This window comes from Nostoc sp. PCC 9305 (genome assembly GCF_963920915.1).
Lineage (GTDB): Bacteria > Cyanobacteriota > Cyanobacteriia > Cyanobacteriales > Nostocaceae > Nostoc.
In genome coordinates, this window is the sequence record NZ_CAWUDN010000052.1 from 1 (window position 1) to 16,295 (window position 16,295).

The window sequence follows — 16,295 nt, forward strand, 5'->3', positions numbered from 1 at the left end:
ATTCATCCAGTTCCAATACTCGTTAACGGAGATAAAAGGTGGATTCATCCAGTTCAAATACTCGTCAACGGAGATAAAAGGTGGATTCATCCAGTTCAAATACTCGTCAACGGAGATAAAAGGTGGATTCATCCAGTTCCAATACTCGTTAACGGAGATAAAAGGTGGATTCATCCAGTTCCAATACTCGTCAACGGAGATCAAAGGTGGATTTATCTAGTTCAAATACTCGTCAACGGAGTTCAAAGACTTATTATTGCATTATTTAAGACGCATCTCTTCTGGCTCCATGCCCGATGCCCATTAAATTTTAGGCGAACTGAGGGCATTCAATAATAGCAGCGACCACGGCAGTTTAATATCAGGTATGAGCCATGAGTACTTTCTCAGTACAGGCAATGCAGCCGGGAGTACAAAACGTAGAGAGCGTAGGGATGTAGGCCGATCGCCATTTTCATCTACGAGATTATATTTCTGAGCTAATTCGGCAACAATCTGCACGCGTCCTGTATGGCGGATTATATTTGGCTCACTAGCAAGTGCAGCGATCGCTCGTCCAGTTAATAAGGGAGTTTCCCAGTTGTAGCGATCGCTTAAAAATGAGAAATTATTTTCAGTAACATTGGTTTGATTCATTTCCGAAGCAAAACGCGAAAAAAGCTCAGTACCAACAATACCCGGCCAAATTGAAACAGAAGTGACGTTATGGGGCTTTAACTCAACAGCCATATTAGCAGCTAGGCGATCGCAAGCTGCTTTGCCAACACCATAAACTGTATTAAAGAGATAAAACATACTACCCCATGAGGAAATAGTGCAAATGAGTCCAGAGTTACGCTTAGTCATCATCCGAGCCGCAAAAACACTTGCAACATAGTGGCTCCGAAGTCCAACGTTGTTGCTAGCATCCCAAAGACTAGGTTCAGAATCCCAAAAGGGTTGTCCCTGAGCGTCTTTTAATGCCTGAACTCCTGAATAAGCATTATTTACTAGTAGGTTGAGTTGGCCATTTTGCTCATCTTGAATGCGATCGAAAAGCAAACGCACCTGCTCATCGTCGCTGTGGTCTACTTGGACGGGAATGCATACACCACCGACTTCCTCGATGGCTGATTTCGTTTCACTAAGACTTCCTGAAACCCCATCACTGGAAGAGTTGTTGAGGCTGCGACCCGTGATGTATACAGTTGCACCTGCTTCACCAAGGCCAATGGCAATTCCCCTACCAATTCCCCGCGTAGCACCTGTTACTAAAGCCACTTTACCTTCAAGATGTTTCATGAGCGCTCATTTCTAATCTTTTACCGTTAAATATTGATTATTACAATATTCTTTTGTAGCTGTGACTGAAACAACTTCTACTTCTATCGGTTTTTCTTTAGTTCCTTCGATCAGAAACTCACTAGCTCCTTCACGAGGTTTTTTCGGATTTCCCCAATCATAGGTGTAACCTAAACCCGTCCAAGGATAATGTTCTTGATTAGCGACTGCATAAGAAGCTGTGTATATCTCTTGCAAAATCGGATAACTAGCAGGAATCGGTATCTTAAAAACATTACAACTAGAATCATTAATTTCTGGGTCTATGCATGGTCTACTTAAATCCTCAGCTTTCACCCACATTTCGACAAAATGCGTTTTATTTGAATTTCTATTTAAAATTAAGCCTAAATACTGCTGTAACCTCAGAGAAAGCATAATATTACCGGGAATATTTATACCGATCCCCTTACAATTTTGACAAAATTCCTTAACTTGAGGAACGGCTGTTAACCAAGTCCGTGCTTCGATACTTTTTTTTGTACCTACTTTCCAATCCTCGGTTGGGTTTTGGACATATTTCCAACTTGCCATCAGATATTCAATTTTGCCGTTATTTTCTCTCCACTTTATTTGAGGATTAGTTTTTGATAATAACCAAAGATTTTTTACTACTTTATCTTCACTCGGTTTTTTGGCATCCTCAATAGCTGCATCTAACTGCTTTTTCAGAGCTTTATAACTTTCTGGTTTATTTTTCTCCAGATACTCATTGACATTGGGATTAGTTTCTAATTGCGCTACTAAATCCTTTCTCAGGTTTGATGTACTCTGTATGGGAATTTCTGTAGCTAGCAAACTGGAATATCCGACTGCCAAAAATGCACCTGTCAAGCCTAAAAATACTTGAGCCTTTAATTTTTTCATTAAAATAATCCTGCGGATTTCCAACAATAGGGTGAATGTTCCAGCCCATGTAATATATGGGTTCAACTCAAAGATTGAATCTGATTTTATATTTATGTTTGGCTGAGATAATATTGTGCTTAATATTTTTAATTAACTCTATCTGTAGAAAAATGAATAGAGCTAGTAGTCTGTCACAGGTATCACAAGAGATTAATAGAACTCATAATCAACAGGGGCTAATATTAGACAAAATTCGCCCTCATCCCCCAACCCCTTCTCCCAATTTTGGGAGAAGGGGAGCGAATTTAAAAGTCCCTCTCCCAAGCTTGGGAGAGGGATTTAGGGTGAGGGCTTTTGATTCATGCAACAAGTCTATTGTTTACTCAGCACTTTCTTTTTCCGACTGACATATCTGCGACAAGAAGCGATCGCAGTTGAGCAAAACAAATTTACGTATAATCACTTACAAAATCCAGCCATTTTCAGATAAATCAACTATATCTTACGGATACAGTAATGCTCATTAGTATGCATTTGCAAAATCTTACAACGCAACACTAACAATCAATCCCCTGCGGAAAACATTGTTTTTTCGTTTATATGAGGGGTCTAACCCTCTATTTATCATCTGTATTCACTACTGGGAAGGGGTTTTGGTCAAGCCATGCTTGTTGTTAATCGGCTTGAGCGTTTATTCACAGGATGACGCTGGCTAAACAAGCGATTAAACTATGGATAATGTCGAGCAATTGTTGCTTTTAACACCACTTACATAAATTTAATCTCATTGTTAAATCTAAAACCTCATCCTGTTATATAAAATACCAGTTATGTCAGCGTATCAAGGAAGTTGTGGGGAGACCACTGATGTGATTATTAGTGTTCACAACCAAGAAAACCTCGAATTACCAGCAAAATCTGCTCCTGTGGGTGCTCTTGCCACAAGACAAGGAACTTTTTCTACGTTTCTTGCTCCCTTGACTCAGGATACTTTTAAACAGGTGGTTCAGGATGTCGAGCAAAAATTACAGATTGTTCATCAAACCCTATCAATGCTTGATTCTCATGGGTTTGAAACCATTCTGCAAGAAATGTTGCATTCCATTACCTTAAAAACCGGGGAATTACTAGGGGCAGACCGGACGACGATATTTTTATTGGATGAAGAAAAACAAGAACTTTGGTCAATTCTAGCTGAGGGCGAGGGCGGTCGCTCTTTAGAAATTCGCATCCCCGCAAATAAAGGTATTGGTGGTGAAGTCGCCACTTTTAAAGAAGTTATTAATATTCCCTTTGATTTTTATGACGATCCGCGATCGCATTTTGCCCAAGAACAAGAAAAGAGAACTGGCTATCGCACCTACACTATGTTAGCTTTGCCACTCTTAAATGAACATGGGCAATTAGTTGCAGTAGTGCAATTACTGAATAAATTAAAATCTGTAAATAATCACGATGCTCCACTTGCAGAGCGCATTGATACCAGAGGTTTTAGCCGTGCTGACGAACAATTATTTCAAGAATTTGCCCCTTCGATTCGTCTGATTTTAGAGTCCTCGCGCTCTTTTTATGTAGCTACTCAAAAACAAAGAGCAGTGGCGGCGCTGATGAAGGCAATCAAGTCACTTTCTCAAAGTAGTCTTGACTTAGAAGACACCCTCAAACGGGTGATGGATGAAGCCAAAGAATTAATGAATGCCGATCGCAGTACACTATGGTTGATAGACCGCGATCGTCATGAATTGTGGACGAAAATCACTCAGGATGATGGTTCAACGAAAGAGTTACGAGTTCCTGTAGGTAAGGGCTTTGCTGGGATAGTAGCGGCTTCTGGCAAGAAACTGAATATTGGCTTTGATTTGTACTACGATCCTGACTCAGAGACAGCCCAAAAACTAGACCAGCAAAATGGCTATCGCACCTGTAGCTTGCTTTGTATGCCAGTATTTAATGCCGATCAACAACTGATTGGCGTTACCCAACTCGTCAATAAAAAGAAATCCGGGGATTTTCCCCCTTATAATCCAGCTGATTGGCCCAAAGCTCCCGACTGCTTCCAAGCTAGCTTTGACCGCAACGATGAAGAGTTCATGGAAGCTTTTAATATTCAAGCGGGAGTAGCGCTGCAAAATGCCCAGTTGTTTGCCACAGTCAAGCAACAAGAACAAATGCAACGGGACATTTTGCGTAGTCTTTCCAATGGAGTGGTTTCCACTGATAAAACTGGGTTGATTATCGCCGCTAATGAAAGCGCTCAACGTTTGCTAGGACTGGCTGTAGATGACCGTTTAGAAGGTAAATTAGTTAATGATGTCATTGCCATCAAAGAAGGTGACTTTAGCAAGTGGTATCAAGATGCTTTACATGCAGTTGACTTAAAAGGCCGCCAGCAATATTACCCCGATCGCACACTCTTAACCACTGGTACAGAACAACATAGTATCAATTTATCGATTAACACAATAGCCGATGCTAGCGACCAAGAGCAAGTCCGGGGAGCGCTGGTGGTGATGGAAGACATCAGTGATGAAAAGCGGCTCAAGAGTACGATGTACCGCTACATGACCCAGGAATTAGCCGAAGAATTGCTGAAACTAGATGATGCTAAACTAGGAGGCGATCGCAAAGAAGTTTCTATATTATTTTCCGATATTCGCGGCTACACCACATTAACAGAAAACTTAGAAGCAGAAGAAGTGGTGAGTATGCTCAATGAATATTTTGAATCAATGGTGGAGGCAGTCTTTAAACATAAAGGCACTCTTGACAAATATATCGGCGATGCCATCATGGCTGTATTTGGTTCTCCTCTACCATTAGAAGAACACGCTTGGATGGCAGTACAAACATCCTTAGAAATGCGCGTTCGTCTACACGAATTTAATCAACGTCGCCATACGGATGATAAGCCCAGAATTAAAATTGGTATTGGCATCAACTCAGATACCGTAATTAGTGGGAATATTGGCTCTAGTAAGCGGATGGAATTTACCGCCATTGGCGATGGCGTTAATCTTGGCTCTCGATTAGAAAGTGTTAGTAAACAGTATGGTTGCGATATTATTATTAGCCATAACACTTTTAAACCATGCCAAGAAAACATTTGGGCTAGAGAACTAGATTACATTCGTGTCAAGGGTAGAAACGAACCAGTAGCCATATACGAATTACTAGGTTTGCGTTCCAATCCGATTGAAAGCGAAAAATTGCAAGTGATTGAGCACTATCATAAAGGGCGTGAGTATTACCTCCAGCGGCAGTTTTCTCGTGCCAGGGCTGAATTTGCTAATGTTTTGGCAGCAGACAGCCAGGACAAAGCTGCTATGTTGCATCTGTTGCGTTGTCAGCATTGGTTACAATCACCCCCAACAGAATCAGATTGGGATGAAGGAGTCTGGACATTTCAGGAAAAATAACCCTACCTACTTTTAGTTTAGGGCTTGTAACTAATATCAATTTTAAAAAAGCTGTACATTAGGGACTTATATCGTGTCCGGTTAAAGATTTATGATTAAGACGGCAGGGGAGCAGGGGACAGGGGGAAAGAGGGTTTCCTGGTTTTTGTACAGATGCGGGAATTATAACTAATTAGGCGGACATGATATTACAAGAAATAAATTATCCAATCTTGTGGGGTGGGCATCTTGCCCGCCTTTGACTATGGGCTCTCGTGTCGCCCACCCCACAATAAATAGTTGTATATTTTTTTTTGGGAGTCCCTTAACTGATTATTTGTCACTGTTAACAACTTGTGTAGCAGATTTCAAGTAGGTGAGGTACACAAGCTAAGTCTTTTACCCAAGTATAAAGCGTATTTTTCTCCTGAATTCAGAATTCTGCTGTATTAATCTGTCTCTATAAGGGAATGATTAATTCTCACTCACTCAGACAATATTCTATAACCATAATGATAGTGAAGCAGATAACATTCAACCTTAAATATTTAAAACAATAGGCTGTTTAATATAGATTAGCTTGCTATATTAGGAAATTAAACAATATGTTGAAAAATAACTTTTAGTAAATCTCCTTGTTTAAAAGGCTTAGTTAAATAGCCTGATGCTCTCACCATCTTAGCTTTAGCTCTATCTAGGAATCCTACTTTTTCTGACACCATAATCACAGGTGTATTTTTAAAATATGAGTGTTTACGCAGCAAAGAGCAGAGTTCATATCCATCGAGATTAGGCATTGATATATCCAACAAAATTATGTCGGGTTTTATACGGATAATCTGCATTAAAGCTTTTAAAGAATCAGTGACTCCGATAACGGAAAAGGTCTGCTCATCTAAATAACTTTTAATAGCATTCAATACCGTAGGACTGTCATCAATACACAAGATTGTGTAGATTTTTCTGTCAGCAGGTGGTTGGATGATTTGCTGACCTCTGTGTTCATTAGTATTAATCGAGTAAGCTGCTGGCTTATAGCCGTTTATTTTAGGCAACTTTGGCGTAGTTTTGGCTTTAGATTGTAGCTCATTTATTTGGAAAAATTGTGAGGTATGCGATTGATAACTTGGTGATGTTTGACGATAAACCGCTTCTCTTTCAGAGACGCTAACGCGAACATTTTGGGGCGTTAAACATCGTTCAACTAATAAACGAACATTTAGATGACAAAACTTTGGCATATCATCCAGAAAACTCTCAGGAATAAATTCATAACTTCCCTCCTCTAAATTCAGAAATGACTCTATAACTTCTAGCGCCAATTGCTCTATCAGCATTGCTGCTTGAGAAGAACTAATATATTTCTGATTGACTAACCAGCAAATCGCCAGATAATCTGGGTTCGGTATCGCCTGATTTTCAATACCAGTTTCAAATATCGCCCGCAACTGGTCTTTGATTCCGTCAGGGAGAGTAGAAATTTGCTCGCTCAAGCGTTGCAAATTTCTATAAAGCGGCTCAAACATTTTCTCTGAGTAGCTGGCATAAATTAATTTCCCCTCATCTACATATATTGACCAAGAGCCTGATGTGCTAAACACTTGTAAACAACCAGTAACCGACTTACCAGTGATTTTTTTCAACAAAGGTAGGGGCTGGAGCTTTTGAAAAAATCTGTATCTACTAATCGGAAGTGTCTTCATTGCGATCGCTTTGGAATAAAATTAACATTTGCAGGCAAAATTAGTGAATTACCTTTTCGGAATTCACCGTGACTTTGTTGGAAGCACTTTTCAGATAAATATAGCGGTCATATTTGAGTTAGTACAGAGATTCCACACCCCCCAACTCTTAATTCACCAATCTCTGTTAAGCTATAATCCGCAACTTACAACTAAACCAATTAATGCTACTGACCAATAGCAAAATTGCCCGACTAGTTGTCAGGATATAGTATTTCAAAAATTAGATTGGTTTTCTGTATCTTTAGCTAATCTAGCCAATCTAACAGTAACTCAAGTGCCACACAAAGACCATTGGCTCTCGCCCATCAGTCACAAAAGTATCATTGTTATCCGTATTTTGCAGCCTAAAATTATAGATACTTTAGTTCTCTTGCAAAAGTTTTTTGTCCCTCATTCTGAATTCTGGAGCGACCAAAATCTACTTTCATGTAAATGTAAATGTTTCTCCATCAAGGTTTATAGGCATTAAGTCCGCGCTGAGGAAGTATGTTTTTATATCCGTGACGAAAGTCGTCGGGTACTTTTTCAAGAAGTTTATTCTTGAGGGTAACTTCACAAGAGAAAAAGTATTATTCAAAACTAAGCATTCCAAAAGTTCAATATCTTACTTAAGTTTGTGATTGTAGAGCAACTCTTAGTCTTGGGATTCGGCAAAATGATCGCTTGCACAACAATAATGGTAAACCTCCGGCCAAGAATGAGTTTGCTGATAATTGCCGCCATGATGGTGTGTGGTGAGATGCACAGGCGACCAAATCAGCAGAAGGGAATCTCTTCATAAGTACTGGAAACAGGTTCTAATGTTGTGTGGGTCTAAATAGTCACCCTGCACAAATTGGAGTGGCAAATTCAAGAACTTACAGGAAAATTCTTGATTAGTAGTAGATACCTTGCAAAATAGCTGTTTTCAGCTAGATGGTAGATAACAAGTAACATACTCACTAAAACTTAGGTTACTATAATTTTCAAAAAAAATTAGCAGAAATATATAAACTTCATGATAAATCAGTAAAGTAAACATGAAAACTAATTAATATCATCTTCCAGAAAATTGTTATAAATATTTATTTGTTTAGATGTCCGGGAAAGCTGAAAATGTATAGTAAAAGATAATTATATGTCTGCTGATTGAATCAGACTTATCAAAAACTGAATCATTTTATGGTAGCAATTGATCCGAAAAATCCCAAGTTTTAAAAATTACAAATATAAATACAAAATTGTACGCTTAGGTGTAGCCCGTCGTAAACATCACAATTAACCCATAAGATTATATGTAGCGAAAAGACGCAAAGAATTTCTTTGCGTCTTTGGCGTGAGATTTATAAGTGGAAATTCTCACCGTTATACTTCTCCATCTACTTAAAATTGCTCCCGCCAGCACCAACTTAAAAGTGTACCACCAGCTACCAGCTTCGCTACTTCCAGTACCCAATAACTAGCGTGTAATAAATTCATTGTCGACGGAATAGCAGCAGCAGCTTCAAATAGGTTGAGTTGAACTCCTATAGCACACATCTGCGGAGTTAAGAAATAGGTGTCAAGTACAGCTATAGTTAGCAGCAGCACAGATAAAACAATACTGCCAATACTCCAGTGATATCGGGTTTTGCTCAAGGCTAGTGCCCCAGTCAGGACTACAGCAGCTGATAATAATTCCATCCGATTGAAGTTCCAAAAAATCGTATAGCCTGCTGTCGTAAAACCAGCTTGACTCATCATCCCAGAAAGATAAAGGCTAGGCATAATTACCCAGTCCAAAACTAGACTAGCACTGAGCCAAAAGCCCAAGGTCAATACGATCGCGGTTTGCCAAATTGGTCGTTTGAATTCTAGGTTAGAAATAGCAGTCATAAAATAATTGCGTGTGTTGTATTTCTTTAGTTTCTAACTTCACCAGCAGTTTGACAACTAATATCAACTAACCTTTACAAAGCGATCGCTCTTATATTCTGAAGTCAATACCAAGATTTTTTAAACTAAGTTAAGAAATCTTAAGTTTTTATAAAAAGTAATTTAAATAGATTTTGTCTGCTTAGAAATACCCAATTTTTTCTATCGAAATTAACTTGTCAAGCAATATTTGGATGTGAAAGCAGACACTTGAGTTATTTTGTACCTCATATACTTGAAAACTGCTGTATAAAAATTCTTATTTGATTAGCTTCATATTGGCTGATAGAGTAACCCAGAATATTCATCCATGAATTATCTCTGGCCCGATGATAATCCTACCATCACCAACAATAGTATTTTGGAACAAGGCATTGTTAATGTAACCGAAATCACTAAGGTAAGACCCTTTGAGGTTTTATAAATATTAAGATTATTTAAATTACTTTCTAAATAAATTTTGCCTGTTAGAAATACTCAACTTTTTATATTGTAAAATCACTAAGCGATCGCACTCACAGATTCCCGCTTTGACAGCTATCTAGCACAACAGTAACGTTGTCAGTTTTCAACGCAGATATGATATAAAAATAGCGTGTGTTCCATGATATCTTAGACTACACCAGTTGCGATCGCATATAGTGGCAATATTTTGCTATCTATGTGAATTAGTGTACTGTTGAGTTCATCCGGGAAATCGCGATCTTTTACCCGGGAACCATGCACGCAAAAGTTAAACATTAGACTTCTTGCAAAGTGGCGAAAAGGATAAGGGGTAAAGGTATAGAATTTTCTCTTACCCTTTAACCTTTCCCCAAAATCTTGGCATTTGTTACTTTTGCAAGACATCTATTGTATGTACGTGCATCTAAAATCGACAAAGCGACGGATTTCGGGCAACGCAACGCATAATTAAATTCACCAGATGTCTCTTAGATATAGCTACTATCCAAAATATCTTGTTGTATCAGATATCTATCTTTAGACATATTTTATTGTTGATATCTGGTTGTTCAGTACACTTCGCATGGTGGATTGACTGAAATATATTTACAAATGTTATGATTTGTATTACTGTAATGTTATGATTTGTGTTGAACTTTTCAGTAACCTACTAGTAAAATATTTGCTGGTTCAGCTTGAAAAGCCTTTATTTAGGACTAAGAAAGCAATTTAAGCAAACTTAGAAACCTTTAACACACACAACCGTTCCTTAAAAAAGTTAAATTTTTGTTGCCAGTAACTCAGATATTTAAATTCTGAATTTTCAGGGGTTGCTGAAGTATGTTTATTAAATACTGACCACTAAATTGACTAAAAAAGGAGTTATTGTACTGATATCATGAACAGAATACAGTGAATCATCTTTGTTTTGAGCCATTTTATGGTTTGAGACTAATGCAAAAAACAGCGAGATGAGGATTAATCATGCCTGTAATATCAAATGTCAGCCTGGAGATAGACAATGATAAACAATATCAGTAGTTTACTTAGATATGAGTTGTGCAAGGTCTAACGAGCGGAAAGTTGCTAAAGACAAATATAGTGGAGCTAATAAAAATTCAGATAAACTTCCTAAAAGTCCACTGTTATTCTTAAGCAAAGAGAGTGTAGAGAGTTTAGTAATATAAGGTTTGAGACTAATGCTCATAAACAGCGAACTAACGATTAATCAGGGTTCTAATCTAAAATTGAAGCTGGGAGATCAACGATACAATCAGTTATCTCGGTTAGAATTTTTGCGGAATCGTACAGTTGGAAAGCCACTATATTTAGATATAGTGGAATCAATCTGAATTCAGATGAGTTTCCCAAAATAAAAGTCAATAATCCACAGAATAAGCAAGCAAGTATTATTCCAATATATTGCTAGTGAGTTTACTTGACTTGTTTGAGGTTATGCCGAATTAAAGGTTAACCCATCTATAAAATTTACTCAAATGAATGGTGTTGTTTAAAAACATTGCCAATCAGTAATAAGCGTTAGCTTTTGATTGAAAGCTAATTTTGTCCTGTCTTTTATCTGAAAGGGTAAAGAGCATGGTTGCTTGCTGGCATTCATTAGGGTAAATCGCAATTATTACCGAAATCTCACAATCTTTCTAATTGGAATAAAGGCAACACAATGAATAAAGTTCAAGCATCATTTGAAGCTACTGAATCTGCGTTTCACGTGCAAGGTTACGAAAAAATCGATTTTAGTCTTGTCTATGTGAACGGTGCATTTGATATTGAAAACAGAGAAATTGCAGATAGCTATGCAAAATTTGGTCGCTGTCTGACTGTAATTGATGCCAATGTTCATGAACTTTATGGCGATCGGATCAGGTCATATTTTAGACACTATGACATTGAACTGACAGTATTTCCGATCATCATTACAGAGCCAGCTAAAACCCTGGCAACCTTTGAAAAAATTATTGACGCTTTTTCGGACTTTGGCTTAGTTCGTAAGGAACCAGTATTAGTTGTTGGTGGTGGTCTAGTTACTGATGTAGCTGGCTTTGCTTGCGCTTCTTACCGTCGCAAGAGCAACTATATTCGCATTCCTACCACATTGATTGGTTTAATCGATGCAGGTGTGGCGATTAAGGTAGCAGTTAATCATCGCAAGTTGAAAAATCGCTTGGGAGCATATCATGCACCTTTGAAAGTGATCTTAGATTTCTCATTCTTGAAAACCTTGCCAACGGCTCAAGTTCGTAATGGGATGGCAGAGTTAGTGAAAATTGCTGTAGTCTCCAACTCTGAAGTCTTTGAACTGCTATACGAATATGGCGAAGAACTCCTTTCCACTCATTTTGGACATGTGAATGCGACACCGGAAATTAAAGAGATTGCCCATAAAGTCAACTACGAGGCAATCAAAACTATGTTGGAGTTAGAGACTCCTAACTTGCATGAACTAGACCTCGATCGCGTCATCGCTTACGGTCATACTTGGAGTCCTACCCTAGAATTAGCACCTCAGATACCCCTATATCATGGTCATGCGGTCAATATAGATATGGCTTTGTCTGCAACCATTGCAGCACAACGAGGCTATATCACCACAGGAGAGCGCGATCGCATCCTAGACCTGATGAGTCGTATCGGTTTATCACTCGATCATCCTCTTTTAGATAGTGATTTGCTCTGGGATGCTACCCAATCTATAAGCTTGACACGAGATGGAAAGCTACGTGCAGCTATGCCTTGTCCGATTGGCGAGTGCTTCTTTGCCAACGATCTGACTCGTGAAGAACTTGATACTGCCCTAGCTGAACACAAACGTCTTTGTGCTAAATACCCTCGTGGCGGAAAAGGTGTTGACGCATACATTGAAAGTCAAGAAGCCAAGCTAGTAGGGGTGTGAAAATATGACGAGTGTTTTAGGACGAGAAACAGCTAGACCGATAACGCCACACAGTATTTTAGTAGCCCAGTTACAGCAAACCCTGAAATTAGCAGAAGAGAACAACATTCCCGTAGAGATATTGGATTCTTTGCGGCAGGGAGTTCAATTAGCGGCGGGTTTAGATCCCTATTTGGATGATTACACCACCCCAGAATCGAGCGCATTGACAGTATTGGCGCAAAAAACTAGTAAAGAAGACTGGAGCAAACGCTTCAGCGATGGTGAAACAGTGCGTCAACTTGAGCAGGAGATGCTCTCAGGGCATCTTGAAGGACAGACATTGAAAATGTTTGTTCATATCACCAAAGCAAAGCGCATTCTAGAAGTAGGAATGTTCACAGGGTATTCAGCCCTAGCAATGGCAGAAGCATTACCAAGTGATGGGCAACTTATCGGTTGCGAAGTAGATCCTTATGTTGCTGAATTTGCTCAAGCTTGCTTTAGTGAGTCTCCCCACGGTGACAAAATCATTGTGGAAGTAGCACCTGCCTTAGAGACACTCCACAAGCTGGCCGCCAGAAAAGAAGTATTCGATCTGATCTTCATTGATGCCGATAAAAAAGAGTATGTAGAGTACTTCCAGATCATTTTGGATAGTAACTTACTGACTCCCGACGGATTAATCTGTGTGGATAACACTTTGTTGCAGGGACAAGTTTACCTACCACCCGAACAACGCACCGCCAATGGTGAAGCGATCGCTCAGTTCAATCGTATTGTCGCCGCCGATCCTCGTGTAGAACAAGTTCTGTTACCCATCCGAGATGGTGTGACTCTGATTAGACGCGTGGTGTAGCGAAGTTTGTAGAGACGTTGCAATACAACGTCTCTACAATAAACACAAAGGAAAGACTTATGGCACAATCAATTTCTTTATCTCTGCCTCAATCTCCAACGTCATCAACAGGTGTTAGCGTAAAGATAGTAGCTTTATTCAAGACTCTCGGTACTCTGACATTATTACTAATAGCCTTGCCGTTCAATGCTTTGATAGTGTTGATATCTTTGTTGTGGGGAATTTTGCGTTGGGCTACGCCCCGCCGTAGGCGTTCGCCGTTTACGAAAAAAGCTATCGTAGCTGCTCATCCTCAGACTATCTTGGTAAGTGGAGCCAAGATGACTAAAGCATTGCAACTTGCTCGCTCTTTCCATGCCGCAGGACACAGAGTTATTTTGATTGAAGGTAACAAATACTGGTTGTCTGGTCATAGATTCTCAAAAGCGGTAAGTCGTTTTTATACGGTTCCGGCTCCACAAGAAGATCCAGAAGGCTATATCCAGGCGCTAGTAGAAATCGTCAAAAAAGAAAAGGTTGACGTTTACGTACCTGTATGCAGTCCTGTCGCTAGCTATTATGACTCTTTAGCAAAGCCTCTACTATCAGAATACTGCGAAGTTTTCCACTTTGATCCAGATATAACCAAAATGTTGGATGATAAATTTGCCTTTACCGATCGGGCGCGATCGCTTGGTTTATCTGTCCCCAAATCGTTTAAAATTACAGATCCTCAACAAGTTATCAATTTCGATTTTAGTCAAGAAACCCGCAAATATATTCTAAAAAGTATTGATTACGACTCCGTTCGCCGCTTAAATTTAACCAAACTTCCCTGCGACACCCCAGAAGAGACAGCAGCTTTTGTCAACAGTTTACCCATCAGTGCAGAAAAACCTTGGATTATGCAAGAGTTTATTCCTGGTAAGGAATTATGCACACATAGTACAGTGCGGGATGGGGAATTAAGATTGCATTGCTGTTCAAACTCTTCTGCGTTTCAAATCAACTACGAAAACGTCGAAAATCCCCAAATTCGTGAATGGGTGCAACACTTCGTCAAGAGTTTGGCACTGACTGGGCAAGTTTCTTTCGACTTTATCCAATCTGAAGATGGTACAGTTTACGCCATTGAATGCAATCCCCGTACCCATTCCGCAATTACAATGTTTTACAATCACCCAGGTGTTGCAGATGCCTATCTTGGTAAAACTCCCCTAGCTGCACCTCTGGAACCCCTCGCAAGTAGCAAGCCCACTTACTTCCTATATCACGAAATCTGGCGACTAACTGGTATTCGTTCTTGGAAACAATTGCAAACATCGGTTAATACTTTAGTGCGGGGCACTGATGCTATTTATAGTCTTGATGACCCTATACCATTTTTGACTTTGCATCATTGGCAGATTCCTTTGCTTTTGCTGAAGAATCTACAACAACTTAAAGGATGGGTAAAAATAGACTTCAATATTGGCAAACTAGTGGAATTAGATGGCGATTAAAATAATTCGTAATTCGTAATGACGCTCGCGGACTCGCTAACGCTGCGCTAACGTAATTCGTAATTGAAGAAGAATTCAGTAGATCATAGCCCCCTCTTCGCTTGCGGGGAGGGGGTTGGGGGTGGGGTTCTTATAGCCCACTCAACTAATAACCGCTATATAAATTCTAACAATACATAAGGAAGATAAATCATGCCAGTACTTCGTATCCTTCATTTAGTTGGGTCTGCATATAATGATTTTTACTGTGATTTGTCACGCCTTTACGCCCAAGACTGTCTTGCAGCAACGGCGGATCGATCGCAATATGATTTTCAGATTGCATACATCACACCCGATCGCCAGTGGCGATTTCCTCCTTCCCTCAGCCCTGAAGATATTGCTGACACCAAACCGATGACTCTGTTTGATGCCATAGAGTTTATAACAGCGCAAAACATTGACCTCGTGCTACCACAAATGTTTTGTATTCCTGGAATGACTCACTACCGCGCCCTATTCGACCTGCTGAAGATTCCTTACATAGGTAATACTCCAGATATCATGGCGATCGCAGCACACAAAGGCAGAACCAAAGCAATTGTCGAAGCCGCAGGGGTAAAAGTGCCTCGTGGAGAACTTCTTCGTCAAGGAGATACACCGACAATTTCACTTCCAGCGATCGTCAAACCTGTAAGTTCCGATAACTCTTTAGGGATAGCTTTAGTCAAAGAGGTTACTGAATATGACGCTGCCTTGAAGCAAGCATTTGAATATGCTTCGGAGGTGATTGTAGAAGAATTTATCGAACTCGGTCGAGAAGTCAGATGCGGCATCATTGTCAAAGATGGGGAACTAGTGGGTTTACCCCTTGAAGAGTATCTGTTAGACCCTGACTCGAAACCCATCCGCAACCATGTTGATAAACTCCAACAAACCGACGATGGCAACTTGCGTTTCGCCGCTAAAGATAATAAGAAGTCTTGGATTGTAGACCCTAACGATCCGATTACCCAAAAGGTTCAGCAAGTGGCTAAGAAGTGCCATCAGGCTTTGGGTTGTCGCTACTATAGTTTATTTGACTTCCGCATCGACCCAAAGGGAGAGCCTTGGTTCTTAGAAGCTGGATTGTATTGTTCTTTTGCCCCCAAAAGCGTGATTTCCTCTATGGCAAAAGCAGCCGGAATCCCTCTAAATGAGTTATTAATCATGGCTATCAATGAAACTTTGGGCAGTAATCAAAAGGTGTTGCAAAATTGCTCGTGAATTTATCGCTATAGATTTTTCTGCTTGTAGTGGGTAGGAGAGCGATCGCTAATTAAGAGTCGGTTGAGAATGCGATCGCTTCTCTACGAAACGCTGCACCTAGCTGTAGAGGTACGCCAAGAGCTTTCTGCATAGATTTGGGAATTATAACTAATTAGCCGGACATGATATTAC

The 16,295-nt window shown here is 39.8% G+C and carries 11 protein-coding genes; 6 read left to right on the forward strand and 5 right to left on the reverse strand.

The window, feature by feature from the left end:
* Nucleotides 1-303: 303 nt before the first annotated feature.
* Together ACM0OX_RS19560 and ACM0OX_RS19565 are read right to left on the reverse strand one after the other, a co-directional pair.
* The gene (locus ACM0OX_RS19560) at nt 304-1,281 is read right to left on the reverse strand and encodes an SDR family NAD(P)-dependent oxidoreductase (protein WP_414516709.1); all 978 of its coding nucleotides are present in this window, start codon (nt 1,279-1,281) and stop codon (nt 304-306) included.
* Nucleotides 1,282-1,293: 12 nt separating this feature from the next.
* Nucleotides 1,294-2,187, reverse strand: coding sequence for a hypothetical protein (locus ACM0OX_RS19565; protein WP_414516710.1), 894 nt, complete (start codon nt 2,185-2,187; stop codon nt 1,294-1,296).
* Nucleotides 2,188-2,530: 343 nt separating this feature from the next.
* On the opposite strand from ACM0OX_RS19565, the gene ACM0OX_RS19570 reads away from it, so the two are divergent.
* Nucleotides 2,531-2,659 carry a hypothetical protein gene (locus ACM0OX_RS19570; RefSeq protein WP_414516711.1) on the forward strand — a complete coding sequence of 43 codons (129 nt, stop codon included), beginning with the start codon at nt 2,531-2,533 and terminating at the stop codon, nt 2,657-2,659.
* A 340-nt stretch (nt 2,660-2,999) separates the two neighbouring features.
* Entirely contained in the window at nt 3,000-5,585 is a 2,586-nt protein-coding gene (locus ACM0OX_RS19575) for a GAF domain-containing protein (protein WP_414516712.1), read from the forward strand.
* A 575-nt stretch (nt 5,586-6,160) separates the two neighbouring features.
* Here ACM0OX_RS19575 and ACM0OX_RS19580 read toward each other — a convergent pair.
* The 3 genes from ACM0OX_RS19580 to ACM0OX_RS19590 all read right to left on the reverse strand — a co-directional run bounded on the left by ACM0OX_RS19580 (nt 6,161) and on the right by ACM0OX_RS19590 (nt 9,943).
* Nucleotides 6,161-7,267 (reverse strand): response regulator, encoded by a 1,107-nt coding sequence (locus ACM0OX_RS19580; RefSeq protein WP_414516713.1) that lies wholly within the window; start codon nt 7,265-7,267, stop codon nt 6,161-6,163.
* A gap of 1,404 nt (nt 7,268-8,671) precedes the next feature.
* On the reverse strand, nt 8,672-9,163 hold the full coding sequence (locus tag ACM0OX_RS19585) for a hypothetical protein (protein WP_414516714.1): 492 nt from the start codon (nt 9,161-9,163) through the stop codon (nt 8,672-8,674).
* A 651-nt stretch (nt 9,164-9,814) separates the two neighbouring features.
* Entirely contained in the window at nt 9,815-9,943 is a 129-nt protein-coding gene (locus ACM0OX_RS19590; protein ID WP_414516715.1) for a hypothetical protein, read from the reverse strand.
* 1,384 nt (nt 9,944-11,327) lie between these two features.
* Between ACM0OX_RS19590 and ACM0OX_RS19595 the strand changes: the two genes are divergently transcribed.
* From ACM0OX_RS19595 to ACM0OX_RS19610, 4 genes are all read left to right on the forward strand, one after another.
* Nucleotides 11,328-12,557: a sedoheptulose 7-phosphate cyclase gene (locus ACM0OX_RS19595; protein ID WP_414516716.1), complete on the forward strand. Its 1,230-nt coding sequence runs from the start codon at nt 11,328-11,330 to the stop codon at nt 12,555-12,557.
* Nucleotides 12,558-12,561: 4 nt separating this feature from the next.
* Nucleotides 12,562-13,395 (forward strand): O-methyltransferase, encoded by an 834-nt coding sequence (locus tag ACM0OX_RS19600; RefSeq protein ID WP_414516717.1) that lies wholly within the window; start codon nt 12,562-12,564, stop codon nt 13,393-13,395.
* Nucleotides 13,396-13,454: 59 nt separating this feature from the next.
* Nucleotides 13,455-14,876 (forward strand): ATP-grasp domain-containing protein, encoded by a 1,422-nt coding sequence (locus ACM0OX_RS19605; protein WP_414516718.1) that lies wholly within the window; start codon nt 13,455-13,457, stop codon nt 14,874-14,876.
* Nucleotides 14,877-15,068: 192 nt separating this feature from the next.
* Nucleotides 15,069-16,121, forward strand: coding sequence for a D-alanine--D-alanine ligase family protein (locus ACM0OX_RS19610; RefSeq protein WP_414516719.1), 1,053 nt, complete (start codon nt 15,069-15,071; stop codon nt 16,119-16,121).
* Nucleotides 16,122-16,295: the final 174 nt, after the last annotated feature.

What these genes read in the sequence shown, in the direction of transcription:
- ACM0OX_RS19595 (WP_414516716.1), top strand. Translation starts at nt 11,328, where the DNA reads ATGAATAAAGTTCAAGCATCATTTGAAGCTACTGAATCTGCGTTTCAC.
- ACM0OX_RS19575 (WP_414516712.1), top strand. Translation starts at nt 3,000, where the DNA reads ATGTCAGCGTATCAAGGAAGTTGTGGGGAGACCACTGATGTGATTATT.
- ACM0OX_RS19560 (WP_414516709.1), bottom strand. Translation starts at nt 1,281, where the DNA reads ATGAAACATCTTGAAGGTAAAGTGGCTTTAGTAACAGGTGCTACGCGG.
- ACM0OX_RS19580 (WP_414516713.1), bottom strand. Translation starts at nt 7,267, where the DNA reads ATGAAGACACTTCCGATTAGTAGATACAGATTTTTTCAAAAGCTCCAG.
- ACM0OX_RS19605 (WP_414516718.1), top strand. Translation starts at nt 13,455, where the DNA reads ATGGCACAATCAATTTCTTTATCTCTGCCTCAATCTCCAACGTCATCA.
- ACM0OX_RS19610 (WP_414516719.1), top strand. Translation starts at nt 15,069, where the DNA reads ATGCCAGTACTTCGTATCCTTCATTTAGTTGGGTCTGCATATAATGAT.
- ACM0OX_RS19590 (WP_414516715.1), bottom strand. Translation starts at nt 9,943, where the DNA reads ATGTTTAACTTTTGCGTGCATGGTTCCCGGGTAAAAGATCGCGATTTC.
- ACM0OX_RS19570 (WP_414516711.1), top strand. Translation starts at nt 2,531, where the DNA reads ATGCAACAAGTCTATTGTTTACTCAGCACTTTCTTTTTCCGACTGACA.
- ACM0OX_RS19600 (WP_414516717.1), top strand. Translation starts at nt 12,562, where the DNA reads ATGACGAGTGTTTTAGGACGAGAAACAGCTAGACCGATAACGCCACAC.
- ACM0OX_RS19565 (WP_414516710.1), bottom strand. Translation starts at nt 2,187, where the DNA reads ATGAAAAAATTAAAGGCTCAAGTATTTTTAGGCTTGACAGGTGCATTT.
- ACM0OX_RS19585 (WP_414516714.1), bottom strand. Translation starts at nt 9,163, where the DNA reads ATGACTGCTATTTCTAACCTAGAATTCAAACGACCAATTTGGCAAACC.